The sequence below is a fragment of the Micromonospora arborensis genome (assembly GCF_003205615.1).
Taxonomy (GTDB): Bacteria; Actinomycetota; Actinomycetes; order Mycobacteriales; family Micromonosporaceae; genus Micromonospora; species Micromonospora arborensis.
Genome location: NZ_PYBV01000003.1, coordinates 172,127 through 188,802, shown reverse-complemented (window position 1 = coordinate 188,802; position 16,676 = coordinate 172,127). Strand labels below are relative to the sequence as shown.

General features: G+C 71.0%; 11 protein-coding genes and 1 pseudogene. 5 read left to right on the top strand and 7 right to left on the bottom strand.

Going from position 1 to position 16,676, the window contains the following annotated elements; genetic code table 11:
* Positions 1–14: 14 nt before the first annotated feature.
* The 3 genes from C7C45_RS02550 to C7C45_RS02540 all read right to left on the bottom strand — a co-directional run bounded on the left by C7C45_RS02550 (position 15) and on the right by C7C45_RS02540 (position 3,749).
* Complete coding sequence (locus C7C45_RS02550; protein ID WP_244200205.1) at positions 15–1,055, bottom strand: NAD-dependent epimerase/dehydratase family protein; 1,041 nt, start codon at positions 1,053–1,055, stop codon at positions 15–17.
* Positions 1,056–1,136: 81 nt separating this feature from the next.
* Complete coding sequence (locus C7C45_RS02545; protein WP_110561991.1) at positions 1,137–2,237, bottom strand: glycosyltransferase family 4 protein; 1,101 nt, start codon at positions 2,235–2,237, stop codon at positions 1,137–1,139.
* 174 nt (positions 2,238–2,411) lie between these two features.
* A complete protein-coding gene (locus tag C7C45_RS02540) occupies positions 2,412–3,749 on the bottom strand; it encodes a lipopolysaccharide biosynthesis protein (RefSeq protein ID WP_167454613.1) in 1,338 nt (445 codons plus the stop codon).
* Positions 3,750–4,295: 546 nt separating this feature from the next.
* On the opposite strand from C7C45_RS02540, the pseudogene C7C45_RS35655 reads away from it, so the two are divergent.
* Positions 4,296–5,462 (top strand): annotated as a pseudogene (locus C7C45_RS35655) (glycosyltransferase); the annotation flags it as partial.
* Between the two features lie 20 nt (positions 5,463–5,482).
* On the opposite strand, the gene C7C45_RS35440 reads toward C7C45_RS35655, so the two are convergent.
* Positions 5,483–6,181, bottom strand: coding sequence for an acyltransferase (locus tag C7C45_RS35440; protein WP_110561988.1), 699 nt, complete (start codon positions 6,179–6,181; stop codon positions 5,483–5,485).
* Positions 6,181–6,723: a DapH/DapD/GlmU-related protein gene (locus C7C45_RS02520; RefSeq protein WP_244200204.1), complete on the bottom strand. Its 543-nt coding sequence runs from the start codon at positions 6,721–6,723 to the stop codon at positions 6,181–6,183. The genes C7C45_RS35440 and C7C45_RS02520 overlap by 1 nt, the downstream gene beginning before the upstream one ends.
* A gap of 275 nt (positions 6,724–6,998) precedes the next feature.
* On the opposite strand from C7C45_RS02520, the gene C7C45_RS02515 reads away from it, so the two are divergent.
* The 3 genes from C7C45_RS02515 to C7C45_RS02505 all read left to right on the top strand — a co-directional run bounded on the left by C7C45_RS02515 (position 6,999) and on the right by C7C45_RS02505 (position 12,277).
* Positions 6,999–8,099 carry an ATP-grasp domain-containing protein gene (locus C7C45_RS02515; protein ID WP_110561986.1) on the top strand — a complete coding sequence of 367 codons (1,101 nt, stop codon included), beginning with the start codon at positions 6,999–7,001 and terminating at the stop codon, positions 8,097–8,099.
* A gap of 59 nt (positions 8,100–8,158) precedes the next feature.
* Positions 8,159–11,263, top strand: coding sequence for a M14 family metallopeptidase (locus C7C45_RS02510; RefSeq protein WP_110561985.1), 3,105 nt, complete (start codon positions 8,159–8,161; stop codon positions 11,261–11,263).
* A gap of 102 nt (positions 11,264–11,365) precedes the next feature.
* Positions 11,366–12,277 carry an NAD(+)/NADH kinase gene (locus C7C45_RS02505; protein WP_425271107.1) on the top strand — a complete coding sequence of 304 codons (912 nt, stop codon included), beginning with the start codon at positions 11,366–11,368 and terminating at the stop codon, positions 12,275–12,277.
* A gap of 178 nt (positions 12,278–12,455) precedes the next feature.
* Here C7C45_RS02505 and pgm read toward each other — a convergent pair whose 3' ends face one another.
* A complete protein-coding gene (gene pgm / locus C7C45_RS02500) occupies positions 12,456–14,099 on the bottom strand; it encodes a phosphoglucomutase (alpha-D-glucose-1,6-bisphosphate-dependent) (protein WP_110561983.1) in 1,644 nt (547 codons plus the stop codon).
* A gap of 31 nt (positions 14,100–14,130) precedes the next feature.
* Positions 14,131–15,363 carry a glucose-1-phosphate adenylyltransferase gene (glgC, locus tag C7C45_RS02495; RefSeq protein ID WP_110561982.1) on the bottom strand — a complete coding sequence of 411 codons (1,233 nt, stop codon included), beginning with the start codon at positions 15,361–15,363 and terminating at the stop codon, positions 14,131–14,133.
* Between the two features lie 72 nt (positions 15,364–15,435).
* On the opposite strand from glgC, the gene glgA reads away from it, so the two are divergent.
* Entirely contained in the window at positions 15,436–16,665 is a 1,230-nt protein-coding gene (gene glgA, locus C7C45_RS02490) for a glycogen synthase (protein ID WP_110561981.1), read from the top strand.
* Positions 16,666–16,676: the final 11 nt, after the last annotated feature.

Sequence of the window (16,676 nt, the reverse complement as noted above, 5' to 3'; positions counted from 1 at the left end):
CGACGCTCGGCGACCTACTGACCCGCGAGCACGCGACCGGACATCCAGGCCACGGTCTGCTCGAGACCGGTGCGCAGCGGCACCGGCCGCACCGAGGGAAACAACTCCCGCAGCCGGGTGCAGTCGGCCTGCGAGTCCCGTACGTCGCCGGCGCGTGGCGGGTCGTGCCGCACCGGCAACGAGCGACCCAGGATGCGTTCCATCTCGGCGATCAGATCGAGCAGCGAGATCCGCGCGCCGAAGGCCAGGTTGACCACGTCGGTGGTGGACACCCGGCGGACGATGGCGTCGACGATCACCGAGGTGACGCTGCCGACGAAGGTGAAGTCGCGGGTCTGTCGGCCGTCGCCGTGCACCCGCAGCGGCTCACCCGCGAGCGCGGCGGTGATGAACCGGGGCAACACCGCGGCGTACGCGTGGTGCGCCGCCTGCCGTGGGCCGAAGACGTTGAAGAAGCGGAACGGCAACACGCCCATGTCGTAGCAGGAGGCGTAGGCGACCGCGTACGCCTCGGCGGCCAGCTTGGAGACCGCGTACGGGGACACCGGCATGGGGCGCAACCCCTCCTGTCGGGGCAGCACCGGGTTGGCACCGTAGACCGACGAGGACGACGACAGAATCACCTGCTGTACGCCGTGTCGGCGGGCCGCCTCCAGCACCATCAGCGTCCCGGTGGCGTTGGCGTGGTGGGTGGGCAGTGGCCGGTCGATGGAGCGCGGCACCGAGCCGAGGGCACCCAGGTGCACCACGCTTGTCGCACCGACGAACGCCTCGTCCAGCAGGTCCGGGTCGAGCACGGTGCCCTGGTGCAGCCGGGCCGGCTGGCCGTGCAGGTTGTCCAGCAGGCCCGTGGACAGGTCGTCGACGACCACGACCTCGCTCACCTGTGGGGTCTGGTCCAGCGCCCGCACCAGGTTGGCGCCGATGAATCCGGCACCCCCGGTCACCACTACCTTCAACGCGTCTCCCTGCTCGGTTCGGCCGCCGAGCGGGCGGGCGGCGTGGAGCCCACCCGACGGCACGGCGGCAGCGACCGCGGCGGCCGCCAGTGACACAACGAGCGCCGCTCCCTCAGGTCACGTGCCGCTCGTACGCCCGCGCCCGGACGAGCCGTGGACCGCGTGGCCGCGCCGCCCTCACTCCTGGATGATCCGCTGGTAGACCCGGTCGAGGGCGCCGAGCATGACGTCGAGGCTGTAGCTCTCGGCTACCACCTTGCGGCCCAGCTCGCCCACGTGACGCCGCTCGGCGGGGTCGTCGAGCAGCGGCGACAGCGCCCCGGCCAGGGCGTCCGGATCACCCGCCGGCACCAGCCGTCCGCCGCCCGAGCGCAGCACCTCGATGTTGCCGCCGACCGCCGACGCGACGACCGGCAGCCCGTGCGCCATCGCCTCCAGCAGCGCGTTGGAGAGGTTCTCGTGCAGGGTCGGGAAGACGAAGACGTCCGCCGCGGCGAGCAGGTCGGGCACGTCGAGCCGGTTGCCGAGCAGCCGCACCTCGACCCCGTCGACCCCGGCCAGGAGGGCGGCAATCGTGTCCCGGTCGGGTCCGTCGCCGGCGACCAGCAGCACCCGGCGGGCGGCGGAGCGGTGCTGCCGGCGGTCGGTGGACGGTGGCAGTCGGCGCAGCGCGTCGGCGAGGACGGCGTACCCTTTCTCCCAGGTCAGCCGGGACACCGCGATCATCGCCACGTCGTCGGGGCGCAGGTCCAGTTCGGCACGGACCCGATCCCGGGGCGCACGGGGGTGCGTCGGCAGCGGCACCCCGTTGGGGATCACCCCGACGAACTTCCCACCCAGGCCGCCGAGGAAGTCCCGGCCGGCGGCGTACTCGCAGACGGTGCCGACGTGGCTGGCCAGCCGCAACGTCGCGGGCTCCGCGCCGTGCACCAGCAGCCGACGCCGCCAGGGCCGGCCGGCCTGACGCAGGTCGCGTACGGTGCCGTGCACGGTCACCAGGACCCGGGGGCAGCCGGCGAGGCGAGCGGCGAGCACCCCGTGCAGGCCCTCGTTCTGCAACCCCCGTACGTGCACCAGCGCGGGTCGGACCCGCCGAAGCAGGCGCACCCACTCCCGCAGCAGCGGCACGTTCAGGCTTCCGTTGCCCGCGCTCTGGTGCATCCGGACGAACTCGTACCGGTCGGACAGGGACGAGGAGAGCACCCGCTGCACGGCGGTCAACGGGCCGTTGGCCCCGGCAATGCCGGCCGAGTGCTGCACCACCACCGGCCGGTTCACGGCGCCACTCCGACCGACTCCGGGCGGCGCGGGTTGTCACTCACGGTCAAACGCTGCATGAACCCTCATTCCACCGGCGGCTCAGCGACGACCCGATCCGGGTGCCGTGACCGCGCCACGGTTGGTAACTGCGGCCCCGGCGGTGAGGTGACGCGACGCCGCGGGGGTGCCCGTTCACGTGCCCACGGCGGGCTCGACCTGTGCGTGCCGGCCCGACACCGGCGCGGCGGCGGCCAGCGCACGGCGGTAGCCGAGGACGGCGGCCGGTAGCACCGTCAACGCGTACGTGCCGGCCGAGGCGACCGCCACGCCGGGCAGACCCACCCGCGCGGCCAGCACGATCTTCAGGGGTACGGCCAGCAGCAGGCAGGCCGCCCAACCGACGAACTGCGGGCGGAGCAGACCGATGCTGTTCTGCACCATGAACAACGGGGCCGCGACGGCCAGCAGCACCGACCAGACGGCGAGCGCGGCGAGCAGGGTGCGTGGCACCGGCGCGAGATCGGTGGAGCGCACCCAGAGTCGCAGCACGTCGTTGCCGAAGAGCACGAGCGCGGCCCCCGGCAGGGTGACCACGGCGGCGGACAGGTAGACCATCCGGGGCGTCGTGCGCCGCACCCAGGCCAGGTCACCGCGCGCCAACGCCTCTCCGTTGGCCGGCCACAGCGGCAGGTTCACCAGCGTGACGAAGAGCGTCAGCAGGGCGAACATGCGCAGGACGACCGCGTACGTCGCCGCGGCGGGAAGCCCCAGCACCCGGCCGATCAGGAAGCCGTCGAGGTTGAGCACCACCGAGGAGAGCACCGACAGCAGGAAGAACCGGACGCCCAGCCGGAGCAGCCCGCGGGCCGCCACCGCCCGCACATGCCGGATGCGGGGCCGCAGGTCGCGGTCCTGCCAACCGAAGTAGCAGAGGGCGTTGGCGAGGTTGACCGCCGGCACCGCGAGCACCGCGCCGGCGATGACCAGCAACGGGTCGGCTCCGCCGGTGACCACCGCGTAGACCACCGCGACCGAGACCAGACTGCCGCCGGCCTGCCAGAGGTTGCTCTGGGCCACCTGCTGCTGGGCGTACTGGACGCGTTGGATCAGGGCGAGGGGAATGTTGACCAGGAACGCGCCGAAGCAGAGCAGCACCACCGGGCGGGCGTCGCGGGCGACCGCCGGGTCCGTCGCGTTCAGCAGCGCCGACCAGGGCACCAACCGCAGGGTCGTCGCCAGGAGAACGAGCAGCAGTACGGACACCGCGCCGAGCAGCGCGTAGGCGCTGGAAACCTCCCGGGCAGCCGCCTCCCGCTCGCCGGTGCCCCGCAGCCTGGCCAGTCGGGTCAGCAGACCGTTGCCGAGCCCGAAGTCCGCGAAGAGCGCCATCCCGGTGAGGGAGGTGACCGCCATCCAGAGGCCGAACCGCTCGGCCCCCAGGCTGCGGAACGCCAGCGGCGTGATCAGCAGCGGCGCGACCAGCCCGACCATCTTGCCGGCCAGCGAGGACACGATTCCGCCGGCGAGCACCCGGCTCCGTGACGTCGGCGCCCGGTGCGGGGTGACCGGGGATGATCGTCGTCGGGCCGGATCGACGTGGTTCGACGGCCGCACGCCGGCGGACGCCCGGTGCCGCCCGGCGGTCGATGTGGACCTGGCCTCTCCGACCGCCCCGTGACGGGGGGGCATCAGACCCGCCGGGACGCTGGCCGGCAGAGCCGCGGCGACGTTGGGCGGCAGAGCCGCCGGGACGTTGGGCGGCAGAGCCGCCGGGACGCTGGGCGGCAGAGCCGCCGGGACGCTGGGCGGCAGAGCCGCGGCGGCTCATCGTTCCTGCGGGGCGGTTGGCAGACGGCGGCACGCACCTGCCCGGTGCTCGGTGGTCGCATGCCGGTGCCGCCTCCATGCCCCGTCGACAGGTCATTCCTACAACGACGGCCACCTGCGGTGGTGACGAAAGGTGGCTGATTCGTCACTCGACGCACCGCGACACGACGCAGGGACAGCGCGTGACCACACAGGACAACCTAGACTAAACGCTCAAACCGTCAGGAACCCATTCTCAGGGAGCAGATCGTGGGCCAGCCCGCCGCCATCGCGCACCTCATCCCGGCCCTGCGGCCCAGCGCGACGCCGCAGGTGCTGGCGCTGGCCGCGTACCGGTTTCCGCACGGTGACGCACTGTCCAACCGCCTGCTGCAACTGGCCCGGTCGGCCACCCCACCGGGCGGGGTGACCCTGGTGGTCAACGACTGGCCCGACGACGGGTCGCGCCCTGCCGCCGCTCCGGATCTGCCACCGGACGTGCGACTGATCACCCTGCCCCGCCGCCGCATCGGCGGTGGGGTCCTCGGCCGCTGGCTGCACCGGCGCCTCCGCCCGCTGCGGGTGCTCGCCGCGCTGCGTCGCGCGGGCGTTCGCCCGAGTCGGCTGGCTGGCGTATACCTGCCGCTGGGCCTGTGGGACCTGTTCACCTGGGCGGTGCTACGCGCGGCGGTGCGCTGCCCGGTGACCGTGGACGTGCTCGAACGGCACGACCGGGCACAGTTTCCCCGGGGCTGGCGCACGCCCTACTTCCTCCGGCACCGGTGGGCGTTCTCCCTGGTCGGCCGGTTCGCCGACCAGGTCATCGCCATCTCCGAGGTGCTGGAGCGGCACTTCGTCGGCCAGGGTCGCCCGACCCTGGTGGTGCCGCCACAGGTGGACTGCGCCGGCTACGACGACCCCGCCCCGCCCTCGCTCACCGACGGGCTCCGGCTGCTCTACGCGGGCTCGGCCGGCGCCAAGGACCACCTGTCCGTGGTGCTGGAGGCCATCCGCGGCCTCGCGCCCGCCGAGCGGGCCCGGGTGCGCCTGGTGATCGCCGGGATCAGCCGGGAACAGGCTGGCGACCTCTCCGATCTGAACGGGGCAAGCTCCGCCGACCTCGACGACCAGGTGTGCTTCCTCGGGTGGGTGCCGCGTGACCGGGTGCTCGCCGAGTTGGGCCGGGCGCACTTCTCGGTGCTGGTCCGCCCGCCGGCCGGCTACGCGCAGGCGGGTTTCCCGTCCAAGGTGCCGGAGAGTCTGGCCGCCGGCTGCCCCGTGCTGCTCAACCACACGAGCGATCTCCGCCGGTACATCGTGGACGGGCGGGAGGGCATCGTGCTCGACGGTTCGGGCGTGGACGACGTCCGGCGTGGGCTGGAGCGGGCGCTACTGCTCGACGATCCGGGCTGGTCGATGATGAGCCGGGCGGCCCGGGAGCGGGCACACTGCTTCGACTACCGGGCCTGGAGGCCGGTGGTCAGCGACTTCGTCACCGGCGCCGGCCGCGGCTCGGGCACCGGCAGCCCGGCCAGGCCGGCCAGTTCGACGGAGGTCAGTCGACGCTCCGGCGGGTAGAGCTGCCGCTCATGGTCCTGGATGGTCTCCAGTGGCCAGCGCAGTCGGATCACCCGGGCCGGGTTGCCGGCGGCCACCGCGTACGGTGGCACCGACCGGGTGACAACCGCGCCGGCGCCGATCACCGCGCCCCGGCCGATGGTCACGCCGTGCAGGATCACCGCCCGGGTGCCCACCCAGACGTCGTCCCCGATGACGACTCCCCGGTCGTGGGTCTCGTCGTCGGGGTCCTTGCCGACCGCGATCATCGGTACGCCGACCTGGTCGATGCGGTGGTTGCCACCCCGGATGGTCACCTCGGGACCGAACATGACGTTGTCGCCGATCCGGATCCGTGCCCGGGCCGCCATCAGGACCGGCCGGTAGCCGAGGTCCACATTGTGCCCGACCTCGATCGTCTCGCAGGTGTAGACACCGTCCGGGTCGAAGGTGAAGTTGTCCCCCCGGGCGGCGAAACGGCCGGCCAGGGCGAACCCTCGGACGGCCCGGCGGGCCCGGGCACCGGCGCACAGGAGACGATCCAGCGCCACGACCGCCGGGCCGAGGAGAGCACCGGGTCGACCGGCGGCAACTCGCATCAGATTCCCGCCCTGCCGGCGCCGGCCTGCTCGGGCACCCCGTAGATCTGGCGGATCACCGCGGCCTTCTCGGCTGCCGGCAGGTGCCCGCATCCCAGCGACCGGGCGCGCATCCGGTCGAGATACTCGTCGACGCTGCGGATCACCCGGGCCGGAACGCCGGCCGCGACGCTGTTGTCCGGGATGTCCCGGGTCACCACCGAGCCGGCGCCGACGATGCAGCGGTTGCCGATCGTCACCCCGGGCAGGATGGTCGTCCGCACGCCGAGGTAGACGTCGTCCCCGATGCTGATCGGCGCGGTCCACTCCAGGTCCGGCACCTCCTTGCGGAGGATCAACGTGCCGCCGTCGTGGGTGATGAACTGGACCCCGGCGGTGATGTAAACGTTGTCGCCGAGGGAGACGAGCCACGGCTCGGAGCCGAACATCGCCCGGTCGATGCCGTAGAACCGGACCCGGCCCCGCAGGGTGACGCCGATGGACCGGGCGAATCCCTCCGGGTCCCGGGCGGCGGCCCGCCGGTCCCGCAGGGCTCTTGCCATGCCGCGCACCATGCTGAGCAACGCTGACCCCCGGTTCTCGCTGCGGCTGGGACTGATCGCGCGGTCCGAAGTGTAATTCGGCCTACTCGCCAGCATTGCCGCAATCGCCGAAATGCAGGACAGAGGATGGCAACCGACACGACACGAACGCTGCATACGTTTGCATTTGTGCGGCTGTAGTCTGATTAGCGCATGTTTTACTGGCCGGCGTCCAGTTCATCGGACCGTCCGAACCGCACCGCCGGCCAAGAGCCTCTGCCAGCAGAGAGACCGACATGACCAGAATTCTGATCCTGACCGACTACCGCGGCACGTTCTACTCCACGGCGCGCACCAAGCATGGCCTGTGCACGATGGACCTCGACAAGATCACCGCGTACCTCACCCGCGCCGGCCTCGAACCGGAGGTCGTCCGGTTCGCCGACCTGGACCTGAGCGGCGGCCTGCACGGGGTGCCGGTGCTCTACACCTCGTCCGAGGATCGCGGGCTGCACTACAAGAGCTGGATCGAGGATCTGGTGCTGGCGCTGGAAACCGCAGGCGCGCGAATCATCCCGGGCTACCGCTACCTGCGCGCGCACCACAACAAGGTGATGATGGAGGCGCTGCGCGCCCAACTCTTCCCGTCCGACGCCCGCCGCCTCGGTACCCGCACCTTCGGGACCTACGAGGAACTGGCCACGACGACGCTGGACGGGCCCTGGCCGAAGGTGGTCAAGTCGGCGTACGGCGCCGGCTCCCAGTTCGTGGCCCGCGCCGCCGACCGACAGGAACTGCTGCGCACCGCCCGCACCCTCAGCCGGACCCACGACCGCACCGAGGCCGTCCGCGAGCGCGGCCGGCGGCTGCTGCGTCGCGACCACCACGCTCAGTCGCTGCACCGACAGAAGTTCCTGGTGCAGGCGCTGGTGCCGGGCGTGAACGGTGACTTCAAGGTGCTTCGGATGGGCGAGCGCTACTACACCCTGTACCGCCGCAACCGCCCCGGTGACTTCCGGGCCAGTGGCAGCGGTGACTTCGACTTCTCGGATATGGCGGGCGTCGATCCGTTCGCGTTGCTGGACTACGCGGAGCAGATTTCCGACATCCTCGGCACACCGCTCGCCTCGCTGGACATCGGCTACGACGGCGCGGAGTTCCATCTGTTCGAGTTCCAGTGCCTGCACTTCGGCACGGTGACCGCGGAGAATTCGACCGGCTACCACGTCCGGGCGGACGGCCAGTGGCGGTACGTCGAGGAGAAGTGCGACATCGAGGCGGTGTTCTGCGAGGCGATCGTCGGGCACCTGCGGCGCTCCGGGCCAGCACTGCCCCGACCATTACACCAGGCAGCGACGTCGACACGGGCAGCAACCTCACGCCCATCGAACTATTGACATCGATAACCCCACACCAGAAGGCTCGCGCCTACAGGTCCTTCACCCAAGGAGGCGCGATGAGACCGAGACGACTGGCGATCGCCAGCGTGGTCACCCTGCTCGGCGCACTGGCGATAACCCCGCCGGCAAGCGCGAAGCCACCGTCCGACCCCGGCGCACGCGACGGCCTGGAGGTGTACGTCGGCACGGTCGACGCGAAACAGCGGGATCAGCTACGCGCGGCGGGGGTCGACCTCGGCCACGACGCGAAGACGGACTCGGCCGGCCGGACGACTGTCGAGACGGTGCTCAGCCGCCGGCAGGCCAAGCGGTTGACCGACAAGGGTGTCCCGCTGTCGGTGAAGAAGGTGCACGGCAAGGACGCGTCGCAGGCGCTGCGGGAGCAGGCCGCGGCCGGCTGGACGGCGTTTCGCCCCTATGGCGAACCGGGCGGCCTCCGGGACGAGTTGAACGCCACCGCCGCCCGCTTCCCGAAACTGACGAAGGTGGAGACGGTCGGCCGCAGCCAGCAGGGCCAGCCGATCCTCGCCGTGAAGGTCACCAAGAACGCGCGGACCGTCGCGGACGGCAAACGACCGGCGGTCCTCTACGCCGGTGCGCAGCACGCCCGCGAGTGGATCACTCCGGAGATGACCCGCCGGCTGATGCACCACGTGCTGAACAGCTACGGCACCGACCGGGAGATCACCCGTCTTCTGGACACGACCGAGCTGTGGTTCCTGCCGGTCGCCAACCCGGACGGCTACGACTACACCTTCACCCCCGGCAACCGGCTCTGGCGCAAGAACCTGCGCGACAACAACGGCGACGGGCAGATCAGCTCGGGCGACGGCGTCGACCTCAACCGCAACTTCAGCTACAAGTGGGGGTACGACAACGAGGGCTCGTCACCCGAACCGAACAGCGAGACCTACCGTGGTCCCGGCCCCAACTCGGAGCCGGAGACCGTAGCCCTGGACCGGCTCTTCAAGCGGGTCGGTTTCGAGTTCTTCGTCAACTACCACTCGGCGGCCGAGCTGCTGCTCTACGGCGTCGGCTGGCAGGTGAGCACCCCCACCCCGGACGACGTGATCTACGAGGCGATGGCCGGCGACGACGCCCACCCCGCGGTGCCCGGCTACGACCCGGACATCTCCGCCGAGCTGTACACCACCAACGGTGACACCGACAGCCACGCCACCGTCAAGTACGGCACGTTGGGCTTCACCCCGGAGATGTCCACCTGCGAAGCCGCCTCGGCGGTCGACCCGGACGACCAGTGGCGCCCGGAGGACTGCGTCAGCGGCTTCATCTTCCCCGACGACGAGGCCCTCATCGCCGGCGAGGTGAGCAAGAACCTGCCGTTCGCGCTGGCCGTGGCGAAGTCGGCGGCGGACCCGGACGAACCGGTGTCGGTCGTCGGTCGGAGCACCCCGGACTTCCAGGTGGACACGTTCGACACCTCGTACGGGCGCACCCAGCAGGTCGCCTCGATCACCCGCCGTTCGCTGCAGAACGTACGGATGCACTACCTCGTCAACGGCGGGCGGCCGAAGACTGTCGCGGTCCGCGAGTGGCGCGGCGGCGAGCGGTACGGCGACACCCACGACGACTACTACGCCGAACTGCGCGGCACGGTCACCGGCGCGAAGCCGGGTGACCGGGTCGAGGTCTGGTTCACCGGGAACAAACCGCGTGCCGGGGTGGTCGCAAGCGAGCACTTCACCTACCGGGTGCACAGCGACATCGGCGGTGACGTGCTGGTCCTCGCGATGGAGGACGTCACCGGCCTCAGCCCGGCGCAGACCGGCACCACCGCGAAGTACGCCGACGAGGTCGCCGCGTCGCTGAGCGCCGCCGGGCGCAGCAGCGACGTGTACGACTTCGACGCGATGGGCCGCAAGGCGCCACACCCGCTCGGCGTGCTGTCGCACTACCAGGCGGTGGTCTGGGAAACCGGCGACGACGTGATCCTGCGTTCCCCCGGCCAGGTGGCCGGCACCACGGCCAAGGCGGCGCTGGACACCGAGCTGGCCGTTCGGGACTACCTCAACGAGGGTGGCAAGCTCCTGGTCAGCGGCCAGTACGCGCTGTACGCGCAGGGCGCCAACGGGTCGTACGTCTACAACCCGGACGCGCCGCCGGAGTGCACCGACGCCGAGGCCCTGAGCTGCCTGCCGTTGTTGAACGACTTCCAGCAGTACTGGCTGGGCGCGCACACCTACGTCAGCGACGGCGGCACCAGCCCGGACGGGCAGCCGTACCCGGTCGCCGGGACCGCCGCACCGTTCACCGGCTTCAGCGGGCAGCTCAACGCGCCCGGTTCGGCGGAGAACCAGACGCACACCGCGTCGTTCCTGACCACGTCGAGCTTCCTGCCACCGGACGAGTTCCCACAGTTCGCCAGCTCCGCGCCGGTGGGCTGGACCCGACCGGGCGGGGCCCCGTTCGACCCGCGTACGGGTGAGTGGTACCTGCACAGCGGGCAGGCCGACGAGTCGTACAAGCGGCTCACCCGCACGGTGGACCTCACCGGGGCGAGCAGTGGTGAACTGCGCTTCTTCACCTCGTACGAGATCGAGCAGGACTGGGACTTCCTCTTCGTCGAGGCGCACGAGGTGGGCAGCGACAACTGGACGACCCTGCCGGACACCAACGGCAAGACCAGCACGGTCACTGGGGAGAGCTGCGCCAGCAGCTGGGACGAGCTGCACCCGTTCCTCACCCACTACCAGGGTGCGGACTGCTCCCCCACCGGGAGCACCGGCAGTTGGAACGCCGCGACGGGGACGTCGAACGGTTGGAAGGAGTTCGCGGTCGACCTGTCCGGCTACGCCGGCAAGCAGGTCGAGGTGTCGATCACGTACGCCTCGGACTGGTCCACGCAGGGTCTCGGCGCCTTCGTGGACGACGCCCGGGTGCTGGTCGACGGTGCGACCGTGGCGGAGACCTCGTTCGAGTCGGCCGACCTGGGCGGCTGGACGGTGGCCGGACCACCGGCCGGGTCCGGCGGCAACGCCAACGACTGGTCGCGCAGCCAGCAGGCGTTCGAGGAGGGCTCGGTGGTGGTCACCGGGGACACGGTGTACCTGGGCTTCGGGCTGGAGGGCCTGCCCCCGGCGGCCCGCGACGACCTGGTCGCCCGCTCGCTGACCCACCTCACCGGTCGACCCCGCCACTGACGGTGGCGACGGTGCGCCGGTGGTCTCCGGACCGCCGGCGCACCTTCGGCGGTACGCCGGGTGCGGGCAGCGCCGATGTGATGAGCTGTACGGGTGTCGGGGCTGGGACTTGTGCTGCACCCCACCCGGGATGTCACCGAGGTGGTCGGGATCATCGAACGGTGGGCGACGCGCCACCACAAGACGTTGATCGTGCGTGCAGAGGACCAGCACCGCGTGCCGTCCTGCGTCGAATCGGTGCCGGCGGACCAGGTCGCCACGCGCGCCGACGCGTTGATCAGCATCGGCGGCGACGGCACCATGCTGGGTGCGCTGCGCTCCGCCGTCCTGGACCCGAAGCCGGTCCTCGGCGTACACCTGGGTCGTCTGGGTTTTCTCGTCGAGATCGAGCCGCCGGAGCTGCCCGAGGCGCTGAGCCGGTTGCTGTCGAAGGACTTCACCATCGAGTCGCACGCCTGCCTCGCCTGTGACGTCTGCGGCGACGACGTCGTGGCGTTCAACGACATCGCGCTGGTCCGTCAGCCCGGCTCCGGCTTCGTCAACCTCACCCTGGCCATCGACGGCCAGCAGTACGGCTACTACCGCTGCGACGCCGTCGTGGTCAGCACCCCGATCGGCTCGACGGCGTACAGCTACGCGGCCGGCGGCCCGCTGGTCTCCCCGGCGGCGGACTCCGTGGTGATCACTCCGTCGGCGCCGATGGCCGGCATCTCCCGGTCGGTGGTGCTCGCCGCGGACGAGAAGATCCGGCTGGAGTTGCAGCCCGAGTCGTCGCCGGTCGTGGTGGAGATGGACGGCCTGGTGTTCCGCGACGCGGCGACCGAGGGGGCGGTGGACATCAGCTACCGCCGCAACGCCGGCCTGGTGGTCCGCCTGGACCCGCTGCGCTACCAGGAACGCAACCAGTTGAAGATGAGCCTGCTCGACCTGCCGTTCCTACCCGACCAACTCAGCGAGCTACTCCCCAAAGAACTCCTCCGCCGAGCCGAACAAGAACTACCCCCACCCTGCTAACCCCCCAACCCTCCCCACACCCCCCACACCCCCCACCCCGGTCCCGCCCCGCCTCGTTGATCAAGAGGTTTGCGTCACGACACGCCGAGCGGGGTGACCGAAACCTCTTGATCAACGCGGGGTTGCCCGCGGACCCGGGGCGGGTGGGGGTGGGGGTGAGGGTGGGGTTAGGGGGTGGTTAGGGGGTGGTTAGGGCTTGGTCTACCAGGTTTTTGGCTTCTTCTTGGATCTGCTTCAGGTGGTCGGGGCCTTGGAAGGACTCGGCGTAGATCTTGTAGACGTCCTCGGTGCCGGAGGGCCTCGCGGCGAACCAGCCGGACTTCGTGCTGACCTTCAGGCCGCCGATCGGGGCGTTGTTGCCGGGGGCGGTGGTCAGCGTCGCGGTGATCGGCTCACCGGCGAGCTCGGTCGCGGTGACCTGCTCCGGGGAGAGCTTGGCCAGCACGGCCTTCTGCTCCCGGCTGGCCGGGGCGTCGATCCGGGCGTACGCGGGGGCGCCGAACTTCTCGGCCAACTCGGCCCAGTGCTCGCTCGGGCTGCGCCCGGTGGTGGCCAGAATCTCGGCGGCGAGCAGGCAGAGCAGCAGGCCGTCCTTGTCGGTGGTCCAGGTGGAACCGTCGCGACGCAGGAACGACGCCCCGGCGCTCTCCTCGCCACCGAAGCCGACGGCCCCGTCCAGCAGGCCGGGCACGAACCACTTGAAGCCGACCGGCACCTCCAACAGTGGCCGGCCCAGGTCGGCGGCGACCCGGTCGATCATCGAGGAGGAGACCAGGGTCTTGCCCACTGCGGCGGACGGACCCCATCCGGTACGGGTACGGAACAGGTGACCGATCGCCACCGCCAGGTAGTGGTTGGGGTTCATCAGGCCGGCGTCCGGGGTGACGATGCCGTGCCGGTCGGCGTCCGCGTCGTTGCCGGTGGAGATCTGGAAATCGGCGCGAGCGGCGATCAGTGACGCCATCGCGTTGGGCGAGGAGCAGTCCATCCGGATCTTGCCGTCGCCGTCCAGGGTCATGAACCGCCAGGTCGGGTCGACCGTCGGGTTGAGCACGGTCAGGTCCAGTCGGTGCCGCTCGGCGATCTCACCCCAGTACGCCACGCTCGCCCCGCCCAGCGGGTCCGCGCCGATGCGGACCCCGGCGGCGCGGATCGCGTCGACGTCGATCGCGGCCGGCAGGTCGTCGACGTAGCGGGCGAGGAAGTCGTACTCCCCGGTGGTGTCGGCGGCCCGAGCCCGCGCGTAGGTGATCCGGCGGACCTCCTTGAGCCCGGCGGCGAGGATGGCGTTGGCCCGGTCCTGGATCCACCGGGTCACGTCGGTGTCGGCGGGCCCGCCGTTGGTGGGGTTGTACTTGAAGCCGCCGTCGTCGGGCGGGTTGTGCGACGGGGTGATGACGATGCCGTCGGCGAGCCCGCTGGTACGCCCCCGGTTGTGCGTGAGGATCGCGTGCGACAACGCCGGAGTCGGGGTGTAGCCGTCGCGGCTGTCCACCAGCACGGTGACGCCGTTGGCGGCGAGCACCTCCAGCGCGTCCACCGCGGCCGGCGCGGACAGCGCGTGGGTGTCCCGGGCGAGGAAGAGCGGCCCGTCCAGCCCCTGCTCCCGCCGGTAGTCGCAGAGCGCCTGGGTGACCGCCAGGATGTGGTCGGAGTTGAACGCGTTGCGCAGGCTGGAACCGCGGTGGCCGGAGGTGCCGAAGGAGACCTGCTGCGCCGGGTCCGCTGGGTCCGGATGCTCGGCGTAGTAGGCGGTCACCAGGCGCGGCACGTCGACCAGGTCGGCGGGCTCGGCGGGCTGGCCGGCACGGGGGTGGGTCACTGCGGGATCCTCCTCGGGAAGTGCGCGGCGGTCACGGCTCGACCTTCTGGCCCTTGCCGATCACCACGATGCCATTGTCGGAGACGGTGTAGCGCTGCCGGTCCTTCTCCAGGTCGACGCCGATCTCGACGCCCTCCGGGACGAACACGTTCTTGTCCAGGATGGCCCGCCGGATGACCGCGTGCCGGCCGATCTCCACACCCTCCATCAGCACCGAGCCCTCGACGTGCGCCCAGGAGTGCACCCGCACCTTCGGCGAGATGATCGAGTTTTCCACCAGCGACCCGGAGATCACCGACCCCGGGGAGACCATCGAGCCGACCGCCCGGCCGACCCGCTCGCCCCACTGGTGCACGAACTTCGCGGGCGGCCACGGAGGCTGCTCGGTGTAGATCGGCCAGTCGAAGTTGTAGAGGTTGAACACGGGGTGCACGTTGATCAGATCCATGTGCGCGTCGTAGAACGAGTCGAGCGTCCCCACGTCACGCCAGTAGCCGCGGTCCCGGTCGTCGCTGCCCGGCACCTCGTTGTCGCGGAAGTCGTAGACGTTGGCCTCGCCCCGCTCGACGAACATCGGGATGATGCTGCCGCCCATGTCGTGCTTGCTGGTCTTGTCTTCCGCGTCGCGCTCCACGGCCTCACAGAGCGCACGGGTGGTGAAGACGTAGTTACCCATCGAGGCGAAGATCTCGTCCGGCGCGTCCGGAAGGCCGACGGCGTCGGTGGGCTTCTCACGGAACGCGCGGATGCGCTTGCCGTCCTCACCGACCTCGATGACGCCGAACTGGTCGGCCATGGACAGCGGCTGGCGGATGCCGGCGACCGTCACCCCGGCGCCGGAGGCGATGTGGTCGTCCACCATCTGCCGCGGGTCCATCCGGTAGATGTGGTCGGCGCCGAAAACGATCACGTAGTCAGGCTGCTCGTCGTTGATCAGGTTGAAGCTCTGGTAGATGGCGTCGGCGGAGCCGGCGAACCACCAGGGACCACGCCGTTGCTGGGCGGGGACCGGGGTGACGTAGTTGCCGAGCAGCGTGGACATCCGCCAGGTCTTGGTGATGTGCCGGTCGAGCGAGTGGGACTTGTACTGGGTCAACACGACGATCTTGAGAAAGCCGGCGTTGGCCAGGTTGGAGAGGACGAAATCGACCATGCGGTACATCCCGCCGAACGGGACGGCCGGTTTGGCCCGATCCGTGGTGAGTGGCATCAGGCGCTTGCCCTCACCACCCGCCAGGACGATCGCGAGCACCTTGGCAGCCATGCCCCGACGCTATCCACCCGCGTCCGACTTCACCACTCGTACGGGGACTCTTCTGCACTAGGGTGCGAGGTCATGACGGAACCCACCCCTCTGCGCGTCGACCTTCTCACTCGTGAGTACCCGCCGGAGGTCTATGGCGGCGCCGGGGTGCACGTCGAGTACCTGGCCCGGGAGTTGCGCCGCCACACCGACGTACGCGTGCACTGCTTCGGCCTGCCGCGCACCGAGCCGGGCGTCACCGCGTACGCCGAATCACCCGGCCTGACCGGCGCGAACGCCGCGCTGCGCACGATGGGCGTGGATCTGGAGATGGCCGCCGGCGCGGCCGGCACCGACGTGGTGCACAGCCACACCTGGTACGCGAACCTCGCCGGCCACACCGCGAAGCTGCTGCACGGGGTGCCGCACGTGGTGACCGCGCACAGCCTGGAGCCGCTGCGGCCGTGGAAGGCCGAGCAGCTCGGTGGCGGCTACGCGCTCTCCTCCTGGATCGAGCGCACCGCGATGGAGGCCGCCGACGCGGTGATCGCGGTCAGCGGGGGGATGCGCAACGACGTGCTCACCGCCTACCCGCAGATCGACCCGTCCCGGGTCCGGGTGGTCTACAACGGCATCGACACCATTCAGTACGCCCCGGACGGCGGCACCGACGTGCTGGACCGGCTCGGCATCGACCCGTCCCGGCCCAGCGTCGTGTACGTGGGAAGGATCACTCGGCAGAAGGGCCTGCCCTACCTGCTGCGGGCCGCCCGGGAGCTGCCAGCGGACACCCAGCTCGTGCTGCTCGCCGGTGCCCCGGACACCGCGGACATCGCCGCCGAGGTGGAGGGCCTGGTCGCCGAGCTGCGGGCCAACCGTTCCGGCGTGGTGTGGGTGGCGGAGATGCTGCCCAAGCCCGAGGTGATCCAGGTGCTCACCCACGCCACCGTCTTCGTCTGCCCGTCCGTGTACGAGCCGATGGGCATCGTCAACCTGGAGGCGATGGCCTGCGAGACGGCCGTGGTGGCGACCGCGACCGGCGGCATCCCCGAGGTGGTGGCCGACGGTGAGACAGGTCTGCTGGTCCCGATCGACCAGGCCACCGACGGGTCCGGGCGACCGCTGGCCCCGGAGAAGTTCGTCGCCGACCTGGCGGCGGCGATCAACACGCTGCTGGCCGACCCGGCGCGCACCGCGCGGCTCGGCCTGGCCGGTCGGCAGCGCGCCGTGGAGCACTTCTCCTGGGACGCCATCGCCCGGCAGACGCTCGACGTGTACCGCTCCGTCGGCGCGGGCTCCGGTGCTGGCTCCGGCGCGGCGTGAGGGGGACGGTC